Raw genomic sequence first — 24,587 nt, forward strand, 5'->3', positions numbered from 1 at the left:
CAAACCAAACCAAACCGTCAATAACTTTCTATAAAAAATATCAGATTTTTTGGAAAGTTTTTGGAAATCCAATACTTTCAATAGGTTAGAATAATTTGAGGTCTAATAGGAAAGAAAGAGCGAGTCCTATAAAAAAGCTTATCTAGAATATATTCTAGATAAGCTTTTTTTATAATTATATTAATGGTAAAAGTGGTTTACTCAATTCGCTTGATGCCCACATACAAAAAGACCCTATTAAATATAATACTTAATCTTATTCCCCATCAATACTATGTAGTAGTTTCAGCGAATTACTTCCTAATCTTTCTTTATTTTCTCTCATAAAATGTAAAATTTCTTTTATTCTAAATTCGGTGATTGCTAGAATATTATTATAAGCATCATCAACACCTGGTAAAGCACGCATCTGATCAATTATAGACAAAACATTTGCTTTACTTACAAGATAATGAGAAGGTATTTCATCTCCAAACTGCATATGCTGTTGATTAAAATGATAAATTTGCCCTTCATCTAAAATTTCTAATGAAACTGACTTATTACTATGCTCATGAAAATCAGTTAATACATCCCCCCTGTACAACTTTAATAAGAATTCCAACGGCGTTTTAAAACGACAATGCACAATATTTGCTATACCTCGATGATTATGATCCGCCCACATAGGATTATCTGAATAGTAATGCGAATTATTATGAGAGTAGCGGTGTATATCACCTTGGATCAATCGATAGGTCGCATGATACTTTTCACTCCATACAGGATAATGCGCACTACAACTGATCATATACCTTGGTTTACACATACTTTTTATGATATTATTAACTAAACCAATAACTGAATCTTTAATAAAATATTGGACTCTTTCTAATACCAAACTTTTAATACATTGTGCTACATCACTTGACGTTTGGTTAGATGTTGTATACTGCCAATTAAACCCAACAGCATCCACTTCTTTTCTTTCAATCCAACCTAACAAACCATAAATATCCGTGAATAAAGTTGTATTAATTGACAAGAACTCATCAACATCTACAACTAAACTCCACTCGTAATCCAAAATTTCTGGCAATGTTGAGAACGCATAATTACAAATTTTTGCTTGAGGCTTAGCATTTGCTCCCATTTCATTAGAGATCCATGTAATAATACCAGCATTAGCCAAAGCTTTTAGGAGATCATCTGAACCATCATCATTATTGTTACTAAAAATAAAGAAATGCTCAACTCCGAGCTTTTTATACCACGCAATCCATTCTAATAAATATATACCTTCATTTCTTATCGTTGTAACAATACATATTTTTTTAGTTGGCTCGACAGATCTTCTATATACACAATTAATAGCATGGGTAATTGATGCAAAGTCATGTTCTTTATAATATTGTTGCAACATATCATATTGTTGATCACACAATAAAAATGACCTATTTTGCCTCTCCTTCTCCCACGCCATCAATGGAGATAAAGCATTCTTAACCCAAAAATCATCTTTAAATACTTCTGTAAACAATCTTTGAAAATTATTAGAACTTTTAAGCTCATGAGAAATTCTGTCTAAAAGCTTCACTCCCATAGAGGGATATAACGCATTCAACACCACTTGCTTTAAATTATTATTTATATTTGAAACAAGAATTTTTTGAACAATCTCAAATGTAGGTTTATCTGTGTAAAAATTGCTAAAAGTAACAAGAAATTTTTTAATAAATAAAAAAACATTATTATCACTAATATCTTCTAAGTGAAACGCTTCCCAATCACATGCGGCATCAACAAACTTACATAAATTACTACCATCACTAACTCGCCCATCTCCTGTCTGTTGCCCCACTGGAGGAGCACAAACCCAAGAGTGATCTTGCAAATCATATAAAGAAATAGTATGCAACCTTTTCCCAGATTCCATGCCAAAAGGTAATATTACAGAAGCAAATGGTCTATCCCGTAATTTAAGGGTGATATTATCAGATTCTGCATGTAAAAAGAGTAATTTGCTATTTTTATTACGCAAAACGATCCCAATAACCCTACAACTTTCTTGACCTCTAACACCATCAAGTGAAATACAAAGCTCACCACGATGCTCTCCACTACTCATTACAGATAAATATTGACCTTCTGAGTTCTTTAAATAGAAAAATTGCATTCGAAATCTCATCCTACGAAATAATAATAATAATAATAATAATAATAATAATAATAATAATAATACATTGCAAAAAATATATAGACTTTTTTTATTATTGAAACAATTTATTTTCAATCTATAATCATACTATCTATAAGAGCAATCCCCCCCCAAATTCTGAAACCAATCTACAAACTGACGAATGCCATCCGATAATTTCGTTTTTGGCGTCCAACCTGTTGCTTTATATATTGCGTTAATATCTGATAATGTTGCCTCAATATCGGTCTCTGGACGCTCCACATAATTGATCACCGCTTTTTTACCGAGATTTTCCTCTAAACAAATCACAAGACTTTCAACTTTTTCTTGGCAACTATTACCAATATTAAAGATACCATAATCTTCTAGAGTAGCACTGTCTAACAAACTCAACAATGCATCGATCACATCACTAATATACGTAAAGTCTCTCGAAAGGTTTTGACCTGTATATAAAGTAATAGGTTTATCTGCTATAATTGCTTTAGCAAATAAGTAATATGCCATATCAGGCCTACCCCATGGACCATAAACCGTAAAAAAGCGTAACCCTGTTTGCTTTAATCCGTATAAATGGTTGTAGGTAAAAGAAAGTAACTCTGCAGACTGTTTAGACGCCGCGTAAACAGAACTCGGACGATCTACTCTATCAGTCTCACTGAACGGCAGTTTCTTGTTTAATCCGTAAACAGATGATGAAGACGCATAAAAGATACGTTGTAATTTAGGTAACCGACGAGCCATCTCTAAAATAGAGACCTGTCCCATGACATTTGTTTGAATATAAGCAAAGGGATTGTCTAGCGAATATCGAACCCCTGCTTGAGCGGCTAGATTAAAAATAAACTGAATATCAGAATGCTGCTGAACGATTTGTTCCATTGCTGTCTGATCTGTAATATCCGCATGATAAAAAGAAAAATGCTGAGATTGTTTCAATTGCTCACAACGAGCTTGTTTTAATGAAGGAGAATAGTAATCATTCAGGTTATCAAGACCAATGACTTTTTCCCCACGCGCCAACAGGGCTTTTGAAAGATGAAATCCTATAAATCCACCTGCACCTGTTACCAAAAAAACCACTTAAGCACCTTTTAAAAAATTATAGTTTTACTTTATATCAACCTTCTTTGTTGTAACAAAATATCCAAAATTGTCACTGTAAAAATATCAACTCATTCTATTATTATTTTTAACGTTATTATAATTACACACATTGAGTTTAGACCACTTTTGAAAAGCTCATATTCTCGACAAACACCTATATTCAATGTAATTTAACTCTAGAGCACTTATATATAACTTTATAAAACTATTTATTTTTATACAAAAATAGTTTTTACTTTCTTTAACGTTATAAAATTCAATCGTCTATATTAACTATGCAATGATGTATTTTACAATACAATCATTAATACAAAGACACCCCTCGATGAATGCTATTATTTACACTATATAGGAGTAAAATGATGTCAGACTCATCTTCTAAGTCTCATTTAAAAGGCTATGCTATTCTTGATAATCCAAGATTAAATAAAGGCACCGCCTTTACTGAAGAAGAAAGAAAAACTTTAGGATTGGAAGGATTACTTCCCCCTACTGTCGAGACGTTAGATCGACAAGTTGAACGTGTTTTATCTCACCTAGATAGAAAACCAAATGATTTAGAACGTTATATCTATCTTATCGGCTTATCCGACACCAATGAAACCTTGTTTTATAAAGTCATTATGTCTGATCCTGTTCGGTTCATGCCTATTGTATATGATCCTACCGTTGCCGATGCCTGTTTAAATTTTGGTCATATTTTTCGTCGAGCCAATGGCATTTACTTAACAAAAGATATGAAAGACCAATTTGTAGAAACCTTACGTAATTGGCCAATCAAAGATATTCGCTTTATCTGTATTTCTACAGGAGGTCGTATTTTAGGCTTAGGGGATATTGGTGCAAATGGAATGGGCATTCCCATCGGCAAACTACAACTCTATACTGCTTGCGCAGCAGTCCCTCCTCAACATCTCCTCCCTATTTTACTGGATATCGGAACAACCAATGACGCACTAAGAGCAGATCCCCTTTATTTAGGAACAAGATCTACACCGCCATCAGAAGAAACCGTCAATAACATCGCAGACGCTTTTATGATTGCCGCGAATGAAGTTTTTCCAGGCGTTTGCATTCATTTTGAAGATTGGAAAGGCACCGATGCCATGCGGTTGCTAGATCGCTATCGCGATCAATATCTGTGTTATAACGATGATATCCAAGGAACTGCTTCTATCGTCACCGCTGGCCTTGCCACAGCAATGCAAATCAAAAAAGAAAAATTTAATGAGCAACGCATTCTCATTTTAGGGGCAGGCTCTGCAGGCATTGGAATCGCAAATATGATCCGTTCAGCAATTAAGATGGAAGGAATCTCTGAAGCCGATTCTTATAAAGCCATTCATTTAATTGATATTGATGGGTTAATTGGAAAAAATAGAAAAGACTTAAATAAGTGGCAAAAACCTTATGCTCACGATGAAAAGATAGAAAACAATCTTTTAACAATCATTAAGGAATTAAAACCCACAACTTTAATTGGCGTTAGCACTCAAGGTGGTGCTTTTACCAAAGAAGTTGTGAAAGAAATGGCAAGTTTAAATGAACGACCCATTATTTTCGCACTCTCCAATCCAACTGATCATGCAGAATGCACCGCTGAACAGGCTTATAACTGGAGCAATGGACAAGCACTCTTTGCCGCCGGTGTTCAATTTCCAGATGTAAACTTTAAAGGAAAACCATTACACCCTGGTCAAGCCAATAACTTTCTAATTTTCCCTGCTGTTGGATTAGCAGTCTATGCAACCAAGCCTAAACGCATCACAGATGATCTTTTTGTTGAAGCTGCCTTTGCACTTGCAGATCAAGTGGATCAAGATGCAAGAAACCGCGGAATGCTATTCCCAGAAACAAAGAATATTTTAGAAATGGAGGTCACAACCGCAACCCGTATTGCGGAATATATGTTTGACCATCATATGGCAACGGTTAAACGACCAGCTAACATTCGCAGCTGGATTGAAAGTCTTTTATACAACCCAACCTATTCATAACATTATTATTGGCTCTATTGCTGGATTTATAGAGCCAATAATTTTCCAAAGCCAGTAGAAAATAAATTTATTATGATTAAATAATGATCGTTTTTTACAATTTTAATTATGAATTATTACGTAAAAAACTTCACTTTTTAGTTTATTTTATATTTTTCTATTGATTTTATCAATGATCTGACTTATCTTCTACTTAACGCTATTTCAAAGGAGATTTATTTTATGTCTAAATTACATCCTACCCTAAACAACCTTCCTTCTAATACAAAAACAGTTGTTATTCAGTTATTAAATGAGCGTCTTGCTGATGGCTTAGATCTAGCGCTTTTAACCAAACAAGCCCATTGGAATATGAAAGGCCCACAGTTCATTGCAGTTCATACAATGGTCGATGGCTTCCGTGGTGAATTAGATACATTTAATGATGATATGGCTGAACGTATTACAGCTCTTGGTGGGACAGCTTTTGGCACAACACAAGACATTGCCAAAACTTCAAAAATTTCTCCTTACCCAACCGATATTTTCAGTATTGAAGACCATATTGATGCACTCATTGCACGCTATGGCGTATTCGCAAATGCTGTTCGTAAAGCAATTGATGAGTCCGATGAAGCCGGTGATGCTGATACTGCTGATATATTCACAGGAATTTCTAGAGCACTTGATAAACAACTATGGTTCTTAGAAGCTCATAAAGCTGTTAAATAAGCGTTAGTCTCTACTTAAACGCATCAAAAAGGGATCTTTGTTAAATAGCAAAGATCCCTTTTTAAATTTAACCAGCGTTATTTCTTTTTATTCTCTTGCTTAACAACAGACTTTACGGCAGGAGCTGCTTGAGGAGCATCAAATACTGGACTATTAACGGTATCCCCAACAACAATCCCTAGTTTTTCAGTAATCCCACCTTTAAGCTCTAAAGTAGCAATAACAGCCCCATGACTACTAATCGGCGCTAAACTATATGGCACTGCATTTTCTGCAATTGCTTTAATACGATGATTCGCGTCGATGAAAACCATATCCAAAGGCACCATCGTATTTTTCATCCACATATCGCTCACTTGCGGTGCTGGCCATACGAACAACATTCCTCCATTATCAGGAATACTTGGTCTAAACATTTCACCCACTTCTTGTTCCATAGGTGTTTTAGCAATCTCAACAGAGAATTCGTGCTTTTGACCATCTTTGGTCGTAATCGTCAAAGGCTGCTTACTTAACTCAGCCTGCGCTTGTGTAATATCGTGCTCAATATTTTCAGCTTTAGCAGCAGCTACACTCCCAATACCCGCAAAAACAACAGACGCTAAAGCTAAATGAATAAAATGCTTTTTCACTTTTAATATTCTTTCTTTAAATCAAAAACGGATTATTTAATTTTTCATAACCAATCGTGCTACCAATACCATGACCCGGCAATACATAAATATCATCACCTAACGGCAATAATTTTTCCTTAATGGTTCGTATTAATAACTCCCCATCCCCATAAGGTAAATCAGCTCGACCAATTGTCCCTTTAAATAAGACATCCCCAGTAATCATAAAACGCCCTTTGGGTTCATAAAACACCACATGACCAGGCGTATGCCCCGGAACATGTAAAACCTCAAAAGTTATCCCCTCAAAAGAAATAATCTCTTGATCTTTTAAAAAACGTGTTGGCTTAACATTTTGAATATTGGCCATTTGCGTTCCAAAATTTCTCACATCCTCTGCAACTTTATCCAATAAAAATTGGTCTTCAATACTAGGACCTAAAATAGGAACTTCTCTTTGATACTTATTCTCTAAATATTGTTGTAATGCCATGGTGACACCCACATGATCAAAATGACCATGCGTTAATAAGATGGCTTGTATCTCTATATCATCCGCTTCAATGGCTTGAATAATAAAAGGTAAATCCCCACCTGGATCGCTAACGATCCCTTTTTTAATCTTCTGATCCCATACCAACATACAATTTTGACGCAGCATCGTAACGGGTATAATCTCTATTTTTAGAGACTCAATTTCAAGAAACAAGGAAATACTCCATTTTCGTATAAATCATTATTCAGAGCGTATCATACCAATAATATTTTATTCTGTATAAAAATAATGTAAAAATTTATGTAAAGAAATCAATGAAGCAACGTCCAAAATAATTGTACAGATTAAATACAATTTTTTGTGACCTGATTACATCAAAACAAGACACAATTTTATAGAAAAAAATAAAAAAAAAATAAAAAGTAAAAATACATATATATTTTCCTTGACCCTAATCACTTGAATCCGTTAGTGATAATTCACATTTCCATAAATTCGATAATATTAACAATAGGGTCGCCGATGAAAAACGTCTGTATGCATCATAATACTAAAATGAAATTTACCTCATTTCTTTTAATGTTTTCATGCATGGTTGTTTCAACATCTTATGCAAATGCTCGCACACCACATCATGCGACAAAAAAAACAACACATCACGCCAGTAAAAGCGCGCACATAACAAAAGTGTCTGCAAAAAAAACCATCCATGGCACAAAAAAAAGCAGCTTTAAAACACGCAAAGTAAGCTACAGACACAGAGGTTACTCTCATGGTGGTGGCCGCGTTATTCAATGTGTTGCATTTGCTCGCTCAGCATCTGACGTTCAATTATCAGGAAATGCTGGAAATTGGTGGAGCAATGCCGCAGGCGTTTATGATCGTGGAAATACCCCAGAACCAAACAGCGTTCTAAGCTTCCGTTCTACACGTAAAATGCCTTATGGACATGTTGCTGTAGTGACAAAAGTTGTCGATTCTAGAACAGTTATTATCGATCAATCCCATTGGGCACAAAGAGGAATCAGTCGCAATACACCAGTCATTGACGTTTCTCCGAATAATGACTGGACGGCTGTTCGTGTTGCAACTAATGGAGATAAAAGCAATTTCGGTAGTATTTATCCAACCCATGGATTTATCTACCCCAACAATGGTAGAAGCGCAGAAACACAAAATGTTGCTGCGAAACGTCAAGCACCAAGACAAAATGTTAAAACATGGTCTGCAGATGCTGCAACGTCACCTGGATACTCAAAAGTTAATACACAAGTGGCTTTAAGCCCGAACGTATCTGATGATTTCTTTGCTGACGCACCAGATCGTTCAATTCAATAACTAACTATAAGATATTAAGGACGTCCTTGACGATGATAAGGATGTCCTTGTAAAATACTTTGAGCTCTATAAATCTGTTCAGCTAATAAAATCCGAACCAACATATGGGGCCAAGTTAAACTCCCCAAAGACAAAACCAAATCAGAGCGTTGAATTGCTGCTTGATGCAATCCCTCTGCTCCTCCGATTAAAAAAGAAATAGGTCTGGATTCTTCAATCCATTTTTGCATTTTACCTGCAAACACAAGACTGCTGTAGTTTTTTCCACCTTCATCAAGGCTAATGACAACAGACCGATCTGGCAAAGCATTTAATAAAGCTTGTGTTTCTTTAATCTTTGCCTCTTCTGGACTACCCTTTGCTTCGCTCACCTCAATGATTGATAATCTAGGGCGAATCCGCTTAGCATAACGATCGACAAGCTCTAATTCTGCTTTATGCCGCATTTTTCCTACGGCAATAATCGAAAACATTATTCTTGAGGTGCTTCAGTTGATACTTCTGAAGCTTCTGAAATATCTACATTCCAGATTTTTTCAATATTATAATATTCACGTGCTTCTCCACGGAACAAATGCACGATGATATCACCTGCATCCAACAAAACCCAATCAGGACTTTTTTCCATGGTTGATTTTTTAATACCATTTTCGAAAAGTATTTTATCCAAATGTGTTGCCATTGCAAGAATTTGACGATCAACTTGCCCTGTCGCGATAATCATACGATCTGCAAAAGAAGCCTTTCCAACCAAATCAATCACAATGATATCTTCAGCTTTATCTTCATCCAAAGACTCAACCATCAAGTCAACAACTTGCTTTAATTTTGCATCATCTAAAATAGATGCTCTTTTAACGGTGTGTTGTGGCCCTGTTTGCACGACTTCTTTGCGTGAAATCTGTTCGTTCATATAAATCTATTCCTTATTTTAATCTGAACTTACTGTTCTAGTAACTGTTTGCGTTGTTGTCTTAACGCCGTTGCTGAAATACTATTCTCTGGCGCAGGAACAAAAACCCATGCCGGAGGCTGAAAATCAGCTAATATCGTCGCATAACGAGAAGGTAACCGCGTTCTTCTGGCCCACTGTGCTGCCTGACCATTTAACGCACTATATATATAAGATGGTCTTGGAAAAACCGCCATAGGCACGACCTTTAATATTTCTTGCCAATGCGACCATAAAGCCATCTGAGCCAATCCATCTGCTCCCATCAACCATACGAATTTACAATATGGAAAACGTTGCTGTAATAGCTGAATCGTATCACAACTATATCGTGTATTTAATCGACATTCGATATCAGTTGGAATTAAGCGCCTGCCTGATACGCGTTGTTGAACTAATTCCAAACGCTCTTGAAACGGCGCCATCTCTGTGCCAACTTTCAAAGGATTTCCAGGAGAAACCATCAGCCAGACTTGATCTAATCGCAAAAATTTCAATGCACGATTAGCAAGCTCCAAATGCCCTTCATGAATCGGATTAAAAGATCCCCCGAACAATCCGACTCGTATATTTCTGCGATCTCCCCAAGTCGGTATCGATATCATTTAAGAACGCACCTGACCATTACCATAAACTTCATAGCGATAACTGGTCAATTGTTCGATTCCAACTGGCCCTCTGGCATGTAACCGACCTGTTGCAATGCCAATTTCTGCACCAAATCCAAACTCGCCACCATCACAGAACTGCGTTGATGTATTCCACATCACCACAGCACTTGGCACAGAATCCATAAAATATCGAACTGCTTTTTCATCTTCAGCTATAATTGCTTCTGTATGACCGCTGCCATACTTAACGATATGCTGAATGACTTCTTCGATATCCTTAACAACTGCAACGGATAATACAGCATCTAACCATTCTGTTGCAAAATCCTCATCAGAAGCAAGTTCTATTTCAGAAGCAATCTGACTTGCCTTTGCATTCCCAACAAAACGACAACCAAGCTTTTGTAAATCTGAAACTAAAATAGGCAATAATTCTTTTGCAATAGACTCGTCTATTAATAAAGTCTCAGTAGCACCGCAAATCCCAGTGCGACGCATCTTTGCATTCGCTAAAACTTTACGAGCTTTCTCAAAATCTGCTGTTTGATGAATATAAGTATGACATAATCCAGCGGCGTGAGCCAACACTGGCACTCTTGCTTCCTGCTGCACAAATCTAATCAAGGAATAACCACCACGTGGGATAATGACATCAATAATTCCCACTGCATGCAACATCTCCATAACATGTCGGCGATCACTATCAGAAGGCATCGCGATCGAATCTGGATTTAATCCAGCATCACTCATTCCTTGCTGCATCGCCTTGTGAATCGCCATAGAAGTTAAATGCGTTTCGGATCCACCACGTAGAACAATGCCATTTCCTGACTTAATACAAATTCCAACAGCATCTGCACCTACGTTAGGACGACTTTCATAGATCATTCCCACAACACCTAAAGGCACAGACACACGTTTAAACTTTAATCCGTTCGGCCTATCCCAACTGGCTAACTCTTTTCCCAAAGGATCTGGCAGCCCAGCAATATCTTCTAACCCTTTAGCCATTGCTTCTAAACGATCATGATTTAGCGTCATACGATCCTTAAACGCTGAAGAAACATCGGCCTTTGCAACTTCATCGGCATTGACTGCCAAAATCTCAGCTTCAGCAGCACGCAATGCTTTGGCTGCACAGCGTAATGCTTGATTACGCTGTTGAATATCGGTACGGGATAGCTGATATGCAGCATCTCTGACTTTTTGTGCAAGTTCTGTAATCGTTAATGTCGAATTTGAACTGACAGAGACCATCGCCATACCTTTCCTTGACCAGCAATATATCTAAAAAACAAATAATCGTTTTCTTAGTAAAGCAAATTATACATTGAAACGGAAGAGTAAAACGTCACCATCTTTAACAATATATTCTTTGCCTTCAATGCGGGCTTTACCAGCTTCTTTAGCGCCACTCTCGCCTTTAAATTGCACATAGTCATCATAAGCAACGGTTTCACAAGCAATAAAGCCACGCTCAAAGTCATTATGAATAACTGCTGCTGCTTGTGGTGCTTTAGTACCTCTAACAATCGTCCATGCTCTGGTTTCTTTTGGCCCACAAGTAAAATAGGTAATCAAGCTTAGCAAATGATAACCTGCTGCAATCACACGATCCAAACCACTATTTTCTAACCCTAAGCCAGAAAGGAATTCCATTTGGTCTTCTTTGCCTAACTGACTAACTTCTGCTTCAATATCAGCAGAAACAATGACAGCTTCAGCGCCTTGCGCTTTAGCCATTGCCAAAACTTTTTCAGAATAAGCATTCCCAGTTGCTGCAGATTCTTCCTCGACATTACAAACATATAAAACTGGTTTGCTGGTTAGGAGTTGAAGGCGAGAAATTGCTTTTTCTTCACCTGCTGGAATTACATCACGAACAGGCTTCCCATCTTGTAACGCTTTAATTAATGGCTCAACTAAAACAAGTGTTTCTTGTGCTTCTTTATCATTTCCGCGTGCTCTTTTTTGCAAAGCGATCGTGCGTTTTTCAAGACTTTCTAAATCCGCGATCATCAACTCTGTTTCGATAATTTCTGCATCACGAATAGGATCTACTGATCCTTCAACATGTGTAATATCATCATTATCAAAGCAACGAAGCACGTGAATAATCGCATCAACTTCACGAATATTAGCAAGAAATTGATTTCCTAGCCCTTCTCCTTTGGAAGCGCCCTTAACCAATCCCGCAATATCAACAAATTCTAAGCTTGTTGGAATGATTTGTTTAGAGTTCGTAATTTGTGACAATACATTCAATCGTGTATCTGGCACCGCCACACGACCAACATTCGGTTCAATTGTACAAAATGGATAATTTGCTGATTGTGCAGCCGCAGTTGCCGTCAACGCATTAAACAAGGTTGATTTACCAACATTAGGCAATCCAACAATACCACAATTAAACCCCATATTTTTATTCCTTCGTTAACAAAGAGACTTTTGTCATAAATCCATCCATTTTTTGTTCTACTAATAACGGTGCTGCTTTGGCAACCGCATCAATAAATGGATCCAGCCATTCCTGATCTTTTTTTGAAAAATTACTTAATACATAACTGGCGACTTGCGCTTTATCCCCAGAATGTCCGATCCCAAGACGCACACGCCAATAATTTTGATTGCTGAGCATTTTATCCGTTGAACGCAGACCATTATGCCCTGCGGCACCTCCGCCTTTTTTAATTTTTATACGGCCAGGTGATAAATCAAGCTCATCATGAAAAACAACTAAATCTTCTAAAGGGATTTTATAAAAAGCAATTGCTTGTTGAATACTTTCCCCTGAAAGATTCATATAAGTCATTGGTTTTAATAAGAGGATTTTTTCCCCATTAATATTTCCTTCGGCAACTTCCCCTCGAAAACGCTTACGCCATGGTGAAAAACCATGGCATTGCGCAATTCGATCGACCGCCATAAAACCAATATTATGGCGGTTTGCCTGCATTCCAGACTCAGGATTACCAAGCCCAGTCCACAGTAACATGATCTATTCTTTCAATAATTAAAAGAAAATTATTCTTCAGAAACTTTTGCTTCTTCTGCAGATTCTGCAGCAGCTGCTTCAGCTTCGGCTGCATCTTCTTCTTCGATTTCAACAGCAATTGTTGGCGCAGAAATAGAAGCAACAACAAAATCTTCTTCGTTTTGGTTAGTATGGGTAACGTTTTCAGTTCCCTTTAATTGAGACCAACTGATTGTATCATGAATATCCAAACCAGAAAGATCTGCAATAAATGCTTCTGGAATATTTTCAACGTCACAATTAATTTCAATAGAATGCATTACTGTATTCAATACGCCATCACGTTTGAAACCTGGGCATTCATCTTCACCAACAAAGTGAACTGGAATTTCAACACGAATATGTTGGCCAGCAACCATGCGTTGGAAATCAACGTGTAATGGACGATCTGTAACGGGATGCATTTGCACCGCACGTAACAAAGCAACAGATGTTTTTTTACCATCAACAACGATTTGGTATAATTGAGAACGCCATGAACCATGAAGTTCACGCATGATTAAACGTGGATCAATTGCAATCATTGCTGGTTCAGATTTACCACCATAAACAACGCCAGGAACTAGACCTTCACGACGTGTTGCGCGCGCTGCCCCCTTACCAGCCTTCGCACGCATTTCAACATTTAACTCTACAAATTTTTTCGCTGCCACTTTAAAAAGCTCCTTAAATATAAAAGGCAAAACAATAAGCACCAACCTCCAGGGGTGTTAGTGCAAATTATTCTTTAACGAAAAAGGAATAAAAAAGCAAATATCTTTATAGAAAAACTAAGTTTTTATTCATTTTACTATTAATTATGATTCTTACTTAAATAAACTAAACATAACTTAAACAAGTGTTTTCAAGACATCAATTGCATCATCTGAAAATTGCAATTGTAAAGTACCATAAGTAACCTTAGAATCTACTGGACCAATCAATAGATTTATGTTTCCAAAAGAAAACTCTAAATGTTTGTTCTCTTGTAGATTCTCTAGATATTGCTCAATTTTTTGATAGTCTACTTGTGCATAATTCGAAATTACAATTGTCTTATGTCGACTGACTTGATTAAATTGATTTATATTTTCTTGTAATGCTTGCCATAAATACGGTTGTTTTTCTTTAATTTGAATTAAATATAATTTTATTTTTTGATTTTTAGAATATTCAGTCTGAAACTGATTACATTGATCAGAAATTAACTGTGTATCCATTTGAGGAGGATTTAATTTTAATTTTTTAGCAATAGCATCGAATACTTCTTGTAACTTCACCGTTTGATCAATACTAAAACCTTGTAAGAGACTTATAGGCAGTGGCAAATCTACAGGACGCAAACCTGAGTGACAAATAGGAATAATATCAATTCCTCTTCCCCATCCTGCACCACACTCAAAATTAATCCAAGATCTTTGAATACTATAAGAACTGCAAAATACAATCATTAAAATGCATTCACGCAAACCTGCAGTAATATTATCTAACCAATAATTCCCCAAGGAGACACTACCAGAATCACTAGATAAAAACACATCTAATGTTCCCAAAAATTTTTTTTCTATTTCTATTTTAAAAATTAATGCGAGCTCCCTCTCTTCGGTAATATGGCTTAAAAATATCTGTGGTTTTTCAGTCATTATTTTATTCCTCAGCAAAATATACCATTATTTTATTAAAATATTACAACATATTATATACAAAAAGCCATCGATTTCGAAATAAATCGATGGCTTTAAATTATCTTTTTATACAAACAGTGCTTATTCTAAAGGAAGTGCATGTAACTCCCATGCTTTTGCACCTTGTTCAGGTGGTCTGGCACACATCGGTTGTGCATTTGGCAAACGGACATTCGCTTTCAAACCCATCAAGTAGCGCAGTGCACGGAAAATACCGCCATGCGCAACAATCAATACAGTGCCACTTTCTGCTTTACACATAGAACGATTAACAGCCTCTGCAACACGGTTAGATAAAACTGCAAAAGGCTCCCCGCCTTCTGGAGTAAACGTCCCTGCAATCCAATCGTCATACCATGGCCCCATTGGTTGAGCTTCTTCAACCCCAAAGCAAACCTCTTTTAAACCATCATCCAGTTCAATCGGTAAATTAACACCTACTTTTTTATGAATAATCTCAGCTGTCATTTCAGCTGTTTTACGTGCACGTCCCAAAGGAGAACTAATAATCTGAGTAATCGGTAATTCCAAATCATTCCAATGATTAGCAATCGCGCTTCCCGCAGCCACTGCTTGAGATAACCCCACCGTGTTTAAAGGAATATCGGTTCTGCCCTGTGATAAATTACGAGCATTCCAATCCGTTTGACCATGACGCAAATACCAGTATGGACGATTCAGTAAAGCAGACATTACATAATACCTTTTATAATTTAATTAATCGAATAAAGAAGAAACAGAACTTTCATCCGCGACCGCACGAATAGCTCTGCCTAATAAATTATCCAGTGAAATTTGACGAATTTTTGACGCTGCACGAACAGAATCACTTTTTAGAATACTATCTGTGGTTACAAGTTCGCCCAATACAGAATTCTGAACTCTTTCCGCAGCAGCGCCTGATAAAACCCCATGGGTTACATAAGCATCCGTTCCCACAGCTCCTGCATTAATCAATGCCTCAGCTGCATTACAAAGCGATCCACCACTATCAATAATATCATCAACCAAAATACAATGACGCCCTTCAACATTCCCAATCACATTCATGACTTCGGAAACACCTGCACGCTCACGTCTTTTATCAATAATAGCCAAATCAACATCTAATCTTTTCGCTAGTTGACGTGCTCTAACAACCCCACCGACATCAGGAGAAACAACCATCAGGTTATTTTTATCGCTATGTCTTTTAATAATATCTCTGGTAAATAATGGCGCTGCATAAAGATTATCAACAGGAATATCAAAGAACCCTTGAATTTGCCCTGCGTGCAAGTCTAGCGTCAGAATACGACTAGCCCCTGCTTCAACCAATAAGTTAGCGACTAATTTTGCACTAATTGGCGTTCTTGGACCTGATTTACGATCTTGACGTGCATATCCAAAATAAGGCATCACCGCAGTAATACGACGGGCAGAACCTCTGCGTAATGCATCCAACATAATTAATAATTCCATTAAATTATCATTCGTTGGATAGCTCGTACTTTGCACAGCAAAGATATCTTCACCACGCACATTTTCATAAATTTCTATGAAGATTTCTTTATCAGCAAAACGCTGAACCGAAGCATCACATAGAGGCATTTTTAATTCAGCCGATACAGCCTCAGCCAGGGGTCGATTACTATTTCCAGAAATAATTTTCATTTACGCAACTCCGATATCCGTAAGGTCTTACTTATATAATTTTAAATTTCTTATTTTTGAATTAAATCTGGAGGGGCTAACAATGTTCTATTGCCACCTCCACTTTTATCAGACAGCGGCTTAATATCCCTTCCAGAATAATTGCTGATAACATGTTTAATGCCACCTGCGGCTTCTTGACCAACAGCTGTACCTGTGTCTCCCCAATATACATCTAAACTATGTGCAGGCACATCATTTATTTGTGTAACTTTACCTGCCTCTTTGCCATGTTTATCTACAATACGCCATACAATATCAACATGTTGCACTGGATTCCCCCTTGTTCCAGCCGCGCCATCAACCACACTGACTTTACAATCAACAATGTAATCCGCTTTGTCTTTCTTAGACTGGATCGCGTTTGACTTATCGTTAATAGAAATTACAAATTGACGAGCAATCACCATATTACCATCACCAGGGGCCCCTGTAACCCCTTCGAAATAAATCTGAGCAGCACGATTTTTTAAACTATGAGGATCAGCTGCCATTACACGAGCTTGCAGCCCTTGCAATACTTCTGTAACCACCGGTGCTGATTGTTGTGCAACTTGCATCAAAAGATTTTGATCTCCTTTTGACCAATCTTGTACCGAAGCTGGCATACCTGTACGTGTTGCTAAAATCTTACCACTTGGATCAACAATACTAAAAACTGGCGTCACCGTTCCATCTTGGGATTGTGCCTTCATCATCAACAACCAATCCCCTTTTTGTGCAGGACCAACCACCGCAGGGACGGTTTGATCCAACATTGCTTGCACCATATCTTTAGCAAATAAAGCAGAATCTTTATCGGTTAACAAAGATTCTGTAGGAACTGGAACAATCAACCGTGAAGGTGGTGGCGCTGTCAGTTTCCCTCCTGCCGTGCCTTCTTTTTTCTCAAAAGGATGAGGAACCTGAACGCACCCAACCAACGGGATCATCACCAATAAACTTAATCCCAAATTAGACAACAAGAATCTTTGAATACGCATAACTCTACTTACCTTTATTACAAGCAATGACAGAGATTTGGTGACCTAACACCCCACCCCCTGCTAATGTTCTACGACGATGACTAAAAAAATGTGTCTCATCACTCAACGTATCTCGACCTAACAAAGCTGCAATTGCAACATGTCGTCTTCTTAACCGATCCACGCAATAATGCCCAAGATCAAATAAATATTGATCGTCGGTCACTTGCTTAAAAAATACCCCTGCATGAGAATCCTGCTCTAAAACTTGCAGCCTCATATCATCTTTAACTTCATAACGAGACGCATCAATACAAGGCCCTACCACCGCGATAATCTCGTTTGTCTTGGCACCCAGCGCTTCCATTTGAGTAATTGTTTCGTCAAGAACACCAAACGCAGCTCCACGCCACCCTGCATGTGCAGCCCCAACAATACGACCATCAAAAGTGGTAAATAAAACAGGCCCACAATCAGCAGTCAGAACACTAACCGCTACATCTGGATCGTCCGTAACACCGCCATCGACCTCACAGCGCTCGCAATTTTCTTTGGTAACATATTTAACTTTGGCACTATGAACTTGCAGTCCACCCCACAAATAAGAATCTTCGACTCCGATATCCTGAGCAACACGATGTCTATTCTCTGCAATATGTTCTAGATTATCTTCTGTTTTGATCCCACAATTTAAAGATGCATATCCCCCTTGGGATACGCCTCCTACTCGTGTGAAAAAACCATGCCGAACTTTATCCTTCAGCAAAGAATGGCGAATAACCAAAAGCTCAGCACTCATTATTTTCTTCCCTTTTCAATTCAAATGCAGGAGGTATCGGCAAATCAGGAGACGTAATCGCCATTACTTTGAATAAATCGCCCATCTCACTGGGGTCTATTAAGCGATGAACCGCTTGTGAAATTTGTTTTTGTTCTATTTCTGTCGCGCGTGCTGACAATATTTTTGCTCTTACCATTAACCCAAGTTGTTTCAAAAATTCACCTTGAGTTTGGATACCATAAGCTTGCGCGCCTGTAGCCATCACAATTTCTTTTAATGCTAGAAAATCAATATGCGCCGTTAAATCAGCTTCACCAGGACTAACAAAAGGAGAAACTTTTTCGCCTCCAGCAATTGCTTGCAACGTATCACCCCACACCGCACTGGCATATCCATAATCAATAAAAAGAGCTGCGCCACCGTCTTTATATATTCTATTCGCAAGATTCTTTATAATCTCTTGCCCAACTTCACAGACTTCAACAATATCGCCTTTTTTAATGGGGCGTTGAAAAATAGGCGCATCAGGTAAATGTTCGACTGGCTTTTGAACTAATTGTTCTTGATCCACATAGTGCTCTGCCCATTCGTTAGAACTAATTTTAACAAACTGACGAATAGGCAACGCATCTAAAAACTCATTCGCTATTAAAATCATTGGCTGCGAAGGAATTGCTTCAATCGTATTATACCAACTAATCGATAAATCTGTATGATCCGCAAGAGCTTCTTTTTGCTTTTGTCGCAAACGTTCAGAAGTCTCAACAAAAATGACTGAACAATTTTGATAAATGTCTGGCGAAGCTTGACGAATGACCCGTAACATATCGGCCATTAATGTGCCTTGCCCAGGGCCAGCCTCTGCCAATGTGATCTTTGTACCGTTTGGCATAGAGCGAATAACCATAATAACCCAAATAGCAATTAACTCGCCGAACATTTGAGAGATTTCTGGAGCGGTAATAAAATCAGCAAACGGATTTTTTCGTCCATAATAAGCGGCATTTGCAGCTGCGATAAAGTGATCCAGTCTGATCGGGTGACTATTAGTCATTCTCGACTGTTAATCCTTTAAGTTTAGGAAGGCGAAAAGACTGCCAAATAAAATACGATCCCGCAATAGCCATTGGAATACATAAAATTTGACCCATCGTAATATCACCAACAATAAAGCCTAAAAAGCTATCGGGCTGGCGGAAGAGCTCACAAAAACTACGTGCAATGGCATAGCCTAATAAGAACACACCAGACAAAAATCCTGCATGTTCACGTATAGACTTACGATGTGCCAAAATCATCATGATCGTAAACAGAACAAACCCTTCTAAAAAGGCTTCATAAAGTTCTGAAGGGTGCCTTGCGCCCACAACATCTGGATAGATCATACGCCATGGCAACCAATCTGGTGCGACACGTCCGACCAACTCTCCGTTCACAAAGTTCGCTAATCGTCCCAACCCTAAACCCAAAGGCACAACTGTTGTAACACGATCAGAGAAGCCTAAGAAACTCAGTTTATATTTACGTGTAAATAAAATCAGGGCGATAATCACACCCAACGCCCCACCATGGAACGACATTCCTCCATGCCACACTTGAACAATTTGCAATGGATGTGAAAGATACCATCCTGGTTGATAAAAAAGGCAATAGCCTATTCGTCCACCAAAAACAACTCCAAGCGTCGCCCAAGTTAGGAAATCATCAACTTGCTCTTTAGTCGCAACAATAGGATCTTTACGAACCAAACGTCGAACCAATAACCATCCACAAACCAACGCGGTAATATATGCCATCGCATACCAACGAATGGATAATGGACCGATCTGTAACATCACAGGATCAAAATGAGGATAATACAAAGGGCCAAACATAAGGATAATTATCTTTCAGCGAAACGATCAAAAAACGGCTATATTAAAGGTAAGAATCTGATTTTAGCAAGTAGTCTTGAATATATTGACCTATTCCGTCTTCTAATGACGTAAAAGGTTTATTATATCCTGCTTGTTTAATCTTATTCATATTGGCTTGCGTGAAATATTGATATTGTCCTCTTAACGCTGATGGCATTTCAATAAAATCAACTTTTTTACTGACATTCATCGAAGCACAAACCGCATAAGCTAAATCTAAATAGGTTCTGGCTTGACCTGTTCCACAGTTATAGATCCCACTGGCTGCCTTAGGATTTTCTAAGAACCATAAAATCATATCGACAACATCCCCGACCCAGATGAAATCGCGGGCTTGGCCACCATCAGCCAAATGAGGTTGGTCGGATTTAAAGAGTTTTGGTGCATTTCCTTGGACAATATCGTCAAATTTCACTTTAACGACAGAAATCATTTTCCCTTTATGATATTCATTTGGCCCATAAACATTAAAGAATTTTAAACCAACCCATTGTGGAGGACAAGGTTGTTTGGTTTCAACCTGTTTTAATACTTGCATATCAAAAACCTGTTTAGACCATCCATATAAATTAAGAGGCTTTAATTGATCAACACGTGCATGATCATCTATAAACTCCTCTGCTGTATTTGCGCCACCATAAGTCGCCGCAGAAGAAGCATAAATAAACCGAACTTGATGCTGTGCGCACCATTGCCATAATTTCATCGATAAATCGACATTGGTTTGCCAAACTAGGTCCCCATCACGAGCCGTCGTCTCACTAATCGCACCGAGATGAATAACCGCAGTTACATTCTTCGCCGTTTTCAAAAAATCGTCGAGCGCTTCTGGCATAATCACAGCATCAGGGGTATGTTTAGCAATATTACGCCACTTCCCTTGATCGCCTAGCCAATCGACAATAACTGTTTCTTCTTTTAACGCATGAAGTTTTGCTTGTAAGCAAGATCCAATAAAACCAGTCGCACCCGTAATGATAATCATGTTGTTTTTCGAATATTTAAAGATTTAAGTTAAAAACCAAAGACAAATTTACATAAAGCATGATACCTAGCTATAATAAATTATTCTAGTCTATATATTTGCTTTTTTAATCAGGAGTATAAATCATGCCCGATCCTAAAAAAATGTTTGGTGATGCCTCTAAGGCTGCTGGCAGTGCGTTTTCTGTATTTAGTGGAATCAAAGAAGAAATCTCTGGCATTGTTAAAGGTCGCGTTGATGAAGTGTTATCCACATTACACCTTGTTCGCCGTGAAGAATTCGAGATTATTACCGAGATTGCTAGTCGCACACGTTCTGCTCAAGAAAAATTAGAAGAACAAGTCGAAAAACTTGAAGAACGTCTTGCTGCACTTGAAGGTAAACAAAAATAGATAAAACTAGCTTTATATTTCTGTGATTTTATTGAAAAATAAAGGTAAGCCAGTCATACTATTTCTTTTTGAAAGGACTTTTCCAATGGATCTCATTGAATGGAAAGACTTTGAAAAAATCGTCATGGTTGCTGGCACGATTATCAAAGTCGAAGATTTCCCAGAAGCTCGAAAACCTGCCTATAAAATATGGGTAGATTTCGGCGCTTATGGAGAACGCAAAACAAGCGCTCAAGTTGTTAGCCTTTATGCAAAAGAAGAACTTATTGGTAAACAAATTATTGGCGTAATAAATTTCCCAGAAAAACAAATTGGCCCATTTAGATCGCAATTCTTATTAACTGGTTTTGAAACCGATCAAGGAATAGTGATCTCCACAATTGAGCGCCCAGTGCCAAATGGCACAAAAATATCTTAACGCCACATCTATTTCGTATTAACATTATACCCAGTAATGATTGTATTCATATTACAAAGTAATTTAATTATTTATATTAAAGGACATTTTAGATGACAAAACTTCCTTCTATTTTACTCATTGGCTGTGGTCATATGGGCAATGCGATGTTGCAAGGATGGCTTAAAAAAGGATTAGAACCTTCTGTTGTTTTTGATCGTGTACCAGTAAACCTCCCTGCCCCTCATAAAGATGTCACTTCTGTTAATGACATTCCAAAAGACTTTCGTCCAAAGGCAATCATTCTTGCAACCAAACCCGACCAAGCAGCAGAAATTATTCCTTCTTTGGCACCATTTGCAAAAGATGCTGTTATTTTATCAATCCTTGGTGGACGTAATTTAGATTGGTTAAAAGCTCAATTCGGCAAAGAACAAGCCATTATTCGTGTTATGCCAAATACTCCAGCAGAATTAGGCTTAGGAATGACCTCTGTTGTTCCTGATGATGCCGTGACCGAGGCTCAAAAACAACTTACCAATGATTTGCTACATGCTGTTGGCGAAGTTGCTTGGTTAGATTCTGAAAAAGATATGGATATCACCACCGCTATTGCTGGATGTGGCCCTGCTTATATCTTTCTTTTAGCTGAACTGCTACAAAAAATCGCTGAAGAAAAAGGACTATCTAAAGATTTAGCTCGTTTATTAGCAAGACAAACCGTTATTGGCTCTGCAGCATTATTGGGACATTCTAAACAAGAATCAGAAGCATTACGGAAAGCCGTTGCAACCCCCAATGGGATTACTGAACGTGCGATTAATGTGCTAATTGATTCAAAAGCTTGGCCTGAATCTTTGTCAAAAGCAATTCAAGCTGCGGCTGAACGCTCAAAAGAAATGTCTTCCTAGGCTTTATCATAAAGGCTTATTCATATAAATAAATAAGCCTTTTAAATAATGGATATAAATAATGAATAACGAAGAAATTAACTTAAAACTCTTGAATAGTGCAATGGCTCTTGCTGCTGAACAAGGATGGAGCCGTATGTCTCTTGTCGAAGCTGCACAACAAGCAGATATTCCTATACAAACAGCTCGTCAGAACTTTGCCTGTAAATCTTCGTTATTATTATATCTTAACCGCTTAGCTGATGAAGCTGCTTTAGAACAATCTTATCAAGATCAACCTATAGCAGATTACTTATTTGACCTCTTTATGAGCCGATTTGATGTATTTCAAGAATATAGAGCAGGGTTTATTTCTGCGTTACATACACTCCCTTTTAACCCATCATTAACCTTAATAATGGGAATCGCAACGAAAAATAGTATGCGATGGATTGCCGAATCAGCGCAGATTAATACTTCAGGAATCAGAGGAATCGCCTGTATCAAAGGTCTAACCGCCATATGGGCGCTCAATATGCGTGTATGGATCAAGGATGATACCCAAGACTTATCCCAAACCATGGCATCTTTAGATCAAACCATTAAAAAGGCTGGTAAATTTTCACCTTATTTTGTCGTGAGAAACAAAGAAAATACATCCGAAGAAACTTCTGAAAGTCAGGATGAATCTTTCATTTCTAAAAAAAATTAAAAAAAATGTATTTTTCCTCTTTACGAAACCAAAGAAGTTGTCTAAAAGATGCTTCATAACCAACGTTGGGGTGTAGCCAAGCGGTAAGGCAGCGGATTTTGATTCCGCCATGCGGAGGTTCGAATCCTCCCACCCCAGCCATATTTTCCCATTGTAATTTAATAACTATTACTCGTCATCATTAAAAATACATTATTTATTTAATGCTGTATTGTGGGCATTTTCTGTTATAAAAGTAATATATTTTTAACTTTAGCAGCTTTCATAGATAATATTGCATTCATTTCCTAAAAAATTTAATTTTATCTATCAAAATCATCAAATCCCATGTGAGCTCTATCCTCCACATCATTTGACGAAAAAGCGTAAAATTTCAATCTCACTAACTCATGATATGATTTTAAAAATCCGAGCGCCAAAGCAAACTGCTCATAAAGATATTATGACTATTTTGGAAAAGCATGGGAGTTGGATTAGTCAGCAGATCGATAAAAGACACGCGAAACAAACACACTCTAAACCTCTTCAATATACACAAGGTGAAGAGCATCTCTTTATTGGACACTCTTATCCTTTAGAGATTGAAGAAAATATCCATAAAAAACAAAATATCCAAATTATCAATCAAAAATTACACATAACGCTTCACCATACCCCCCCTTTGAAGGTCTTTGCTCTTTTAGATAGTTGGTATCGTTTCCAAGCATTAGAACTTTTTTCAAAGCGTATTATGCAAATGCACTCTGTTATACCTTGGATAGATTGGGAAAATTGCCCTCCACTCCTCCGCATTAAAAAGATGACCAGCCGATGGGGGAGCTATATGCATCGTGATACAGGTATTGTTACTCTGAATCAGCATCTAATCAAAGCCCCTTTACATTGCATTAATTATGTCATTTTACATGAATTATGCCACGCAAAAGAGCCAAATCATAGTAAACGATTTTATGCACTCATCGCGCCAATTATGCCACATTGGAAAAGCCATCAATCACAACTTCAGCAACAATATGGGGCACTCCTTCACACTCCAACACCTACAGAAAACTCTTCTCAATCATAAAATAATTAAAGCACAGTAAATTCAAACCGATTTTACTAATGCTATGACAAAATGGCTGCAATCATAAAAATATCAATTTGATACATTA

General features: G+C 37.6%; 27 protein-coding genes and 1 tRNA gene. 9 read left to right on the plus strand and 19 right to left on the minus strand.

The annotated features are described in order from the left end of the window. Positions 1-256: 256 nt before the first annotated feature. Both CIN_RS09950 and CIN_RS09955 read right to left on the minus strand, forming a co-directional pair. Entirely contained in the window at positions 257-2,155 is a 1,899-nt protein-coding gene (locus tag CIN_RS09950) for a glycosyltransferase family 2 protein (RefSeq protein ID WP_040364397.1), read from the minus strand. 129 nt (positions 2,156-2,284) lie between these two features. Beyond that, positions 2,285-3,262, minus strand: coding sequence for an SDR family NAD(P)-dependent oxidoreductase (locus CIN_RS09955; RefSeq protein WP_008854970.1), 978 nt, complete (start codon positions 3,260-3,262; stop codon positions 2,285-2,287). A 386-nt stretch (positions 3,263-3,648) separates the two neighbouring features. Between CIN_RS09955 and CIN_RS09960 the strand changes: the two genes are divergently transcribed. Both CIN_RS09960 and dps read left to right on the plus strand, forming a co-directional pair. Continuing rightward, complete coding sequence (locus CIN_RS09960; protein WP_008854971.1) at positions 3,649-5,283, plus strand: NAD-dependent malic enzyme; 1,635 nt, start codon at positions 3,649-3,651, stop codon at positions 5,281-5,283. Positions 5,284-5,505: 222 nt separating this feature from the next. After that, positions 5,506-5,994 (plus strand): DNA starvation/stationary phase protection protein Dps, encoded by a 489-nt coding sequence (gene dps, locus CIN_RS09965; protein WP_008854972.1) that lies wholly within the window; start codon positions 5,506-5,508, stop codon positions 5,992-5,994. Between the two features lie 77 nt (positions 5,995-6,071). Here dps and CIN_RS09970 read toward each other — a convergent pair whose 3' ends face one another. Together CIN_RS09970 and CIN_RS09975 are read right to left on the minus strand one after the other, a co-directional pair. Next, positions 6,072-6,626 (minus strand): DUF192 domain-containing protein, encoded by a 555-nt coding sequence (locus tag CIN_RS09970; RefSeq protein ID WP_008854973.1) that lies wholly within the window; start codon positions 6,624-6,626, stop codon positions 6,072-6,074. A gap of 16 nt (positions 6,627-6,642) precedes the next feature. Continuing rightward, positions 6,643-7,317, minus strand: a complete 675-nt coding sequence (locus CIN_RS09975) for an MBL fold metallo-hydrolase (RefSeq protein WP_040364399.1) — start codon at positions 7,315-7,317, stop codon at positions 6,643-6,645. A 378-nt stretch (positions 7,318-7,695) separates the two neighbouring features. On the opposite strand from CIN_RS09975, the gene CIN_RS09980 reads away from it, so the two are divergent. Continuing rightward, positions 7,696-8,442, plus strand: coding sequence for a CHAP domain-containing protein (locus CIN_RS09980; protein ID WP_008854975.1), 747 nt, complete (start codon positions 7,696-7,698; stop codon positions 8,440-8,442). Positions 8,443-8,456: 14 nt separating this feature from the next. On the opposite strand, the gene CIN_RS09985 is transcribed toward CIN_RS09980, so the two are convergent. The 15 genes from CIN_RS09985 to rfaD all read right to left on the minus strand — a co-directional run bounded on the left by CIN_RS09985 (position 8,457) and on the right by rfaD (position 21,042). Beyond that, positions 8,457-8,915 carry a 23S rRNA (pseudouridine(1915)-N(3))-methyltransferase RlmH gene (locus tag CIN_RS09985; protein ID WP_008854976.1) on the minus strand — a complete coding sequence of 153 codons (459 nt, stop codon included), beginning with the start codon at positions 8,913-8,915 and terminating at the stop codon, positions 8,457-8,459. Then, positions 8,915-9,355, minus strand: coding sequence for a ribosome silencing factor (gene rsfS, locus CIN_RS09990; protein WP_008854977.1), 441 nt, complete (start codon positions 9,353-9,355; stop codon positions 8,915-8,917). Before rsfS ends, CIN_RS09985 begins: the two co-directional genes overlap by 1 nt. Before the next feature lie 29 nt (positions 9,356-9,384). Further along, the gene (locus tag CIN_RS09995; protein WP_040364400.1) at positions 9,385-9,999 is read right to left on the minus strand and encodes a nicotinate-nucleotide adenylyltransferase; all 615 of its coding nucleotides are present in this window, start codon (positions 9,997-9,999) and stop codon (positions 9,385-9,387) included. Next, positions 10,000-11,268 carry a glutamate-5-semialdehyde dehydrogenase gene (locus CIN_RS10000; protein WP_008854979.1) on the minus strand — a complete coding sequence of 423 codons (1,269 nt, stop codon included), beginning with the start codon at positions 11,266-11,268 and terminating at the stop codon, positions 10,000-10,002. A 60-nt stretch (positions 11,269-11,328) separates the two neighbouring features. After that, positions 11,329-12,423 (minus strand): redox-regulated ATPase YchF, encoded by a 1,095-nt coding sequence (gene ychF / locus CIN_RS10005; RefSeq protein ID WP_008854980.1) that lies wholly within the window; start codon positions 12,421-12,423, stop codon positions 11,329-11,331. A gap of 4 nt (positions 12,424-12,427) precedes the next feature. Further along, complete coding sequence (gene pth / locus CIN_RS10010) at positions 12,428-13,000, minus strand: aminoacyl-tRNA hydrolase (protein WP_008854981.1); 573 nt, start codon at positions 12,998-13,000, stop codon at positions 12,428-12,430. Between the two features lie 29 nt (positions 13,001-13,029). Then, positions 13,030-13,692, minus strand: a complete 663-nt coding sequence (locus CIN_RS10015) for a 50S ribosomal protein L25/general stress protein Ctc (protein WP_008854982.1) — start codon at positions 13,690-13,692, stop codon at positions 13,030-13,032. A gap of 177 nt (positions 13,693-13,869) precedes the next feature. Next, positions 13,870-14,661, minus strand: coding sequence for a TIR domain-containing protein (locus CIN_RS10020; protein WP_008854983.1), 792 nt, complete (start codon positions 14,659-14,661; stop codon positions 13,870-13,872). A 123-nt stretch (positions 14,662-14,784) separates the two neighbouring features. Next, complete coding sequence (locus CIN_RS10025; protein ID WP_008854984.1) at positions 14,785-15,396, minus strand: histidine phosphatase family protein; 612 nt, start codon at positions 15,394-15,396, stop codon at positions 14,785-14,787. A gap of 24 nt (positions 15,397-15,420) precedes the next feature. After that, positions 15,421-16,356 (minus strand): ribose-phosphate pyrophosphokinase, encoded by a 936-nt coding sequence (locus CIN_RS10030; RefSeq protein WP_008854985.1) that lies wholly within the window; start codon positions 16,354-16,356, stop codon positions 15,421-15,423. Between the two features lie 50 nt (positions 16,357-16,406). Next, positions 16,407-17,378, minus strand: coding sequence for a hypothetical protein (locus CIN_RS10035; RefSeq protein ID WP_008854986.1), 972 nt, complete (start codon positions 17,376-17,378; stop codon positions 16,407-16,409). A gap of 4 nt (positions 17,379-17,382) precedes the next feature. Then, a complete protein-coding gene (gene pgeF / locus CIN_RS10040) occupies positions 17,383-18,159 on the minus strand; it encodes a peptidoglycan editing factor PgeF (RefSeq protein ID WP_008854987.1) in 777 nt (258 codons plus the stop codon). After that, complete coding sequence (locus CIN_RS10045) at positions 18,149-19,195, minus strand: class I SAM-dependent methyltransferase (RefSeq protein ID WP_008854988.1); 1,047 nt, start codon at positions 19,193-19,195, stop codon at positions 18,149-18,151. The genes pgeF and CIN_RS10045 overlap by 11 nt, the downstream gene beginning before the upstream one ends. Further along, on the minus strand, positions 19,188-20,015 hold the full coding sequence (gene lgt, locus CIN_RS10050; protein ID WP_008854989.1) for a prolipoprotein diacylglyceryl transferase: 828 nt from the start codon (positions 20,013-20,015) through the stop codon (positions 19,188-19,190). The genes CIN_RS10045 and lgt overlap by 8 nt, the downstream gene beginning before the upstream one ends. Positions 20,016-20,058: 43 nt before the next feature. Continuing rightward, a complete protein-coding gene (gene rfaD, locus CIN_RS10055) occupies positions 20,059-21,042 on the minus strand; it encodes an ADP-glyceromanno-heptose 6-epimerase (RefSeq protein ID WP_008854990.1) in 984 nt (327 codons plus the stop codon). Positions 21,043-21,167: 125 nt separating this feature from the next. Here rfaD and CIN_RS10060 point away from each other — a divergent pair, with 125 nt between their 5' ends. The 6 genes from CIN_RS10060 (at position 21,168) to CIN_RS10085 (ending at position 24,499) form a co-directional block, all read left to right on the plus strand. After that, positions 21,168-21,434 (plus strand): accessory factor UbiK family protein, encoded by a 267-nt coding sequence (locus CIN_RS10060; protein ID WP_008854991.1) that lies wholly within the window; start codon positions 21,168-21,170, stop codon positions 21,432-21,434. A gap of 85 nt (positions 21,435-21,519) precedes the next feature. Further along, positions 21,520-21,852, plus strand: coding sequence for a tRNA-binding protein (locus CIN_RS10065; protein WP_008854992.1), 333 nt, complete (start codon positions 21,520-21,522; stop codon positions 21,850-21,852). Positions 21,853-21,944: 92 nt separating this feature from the next. Beyond that, positions 21,945-22,742, plus strand: a complete 798-nt coding sequence (proC, locus tag CIN_RS10070) for a pyrroline-5-carboxylate reductase (protein ID WP_008854993.1) — start codon at positions 21,945-21,947, stop codon at positions 22,740-22,742. Positions 22,743-22,803: 61 nt separating this feature from the next. After that, positions 22,804-23,433 (plus strand): hypothetical protein, encoded by a 630-nt coding sequence (locus tag CIN_RS10075; protein ID WP_008854994.1) that lies wholly within the window; start codon positions 22,804-22,806, stop codon positions 23,431-23,433. Positions 23,434-23,499: 66 nt separating this feature from the next. After that, positions 23,500-23,574, plus strand: a tRNA-Gln gene (locus CIN_RS10080). Positions 23,575-23,707: 133 nt separating this feature from the next. After that, positions 23,708-24,499, plus strand: coding sequence for a M48 family metallopeptidase (locus tag CIN_RS10085; protein WP_008854995.1), 792 nt, complete (start codon positions 23,708-23,710; stop codon positions 24,497-24,499). The last annotated feature ends 88 nt before the right edge of the window (positions 24,500-24,587 follow it).

Source organism: Commensalibacter intestini A911 (assembly GCF_000231445.1).
Taxonomy (GTDB): Bacteria; Pseudomonadota; Alphaproteobacteria; order Acetobacterales; family Acetobacteraceae; genus Commensalibacter; species Commensalibacter intestini.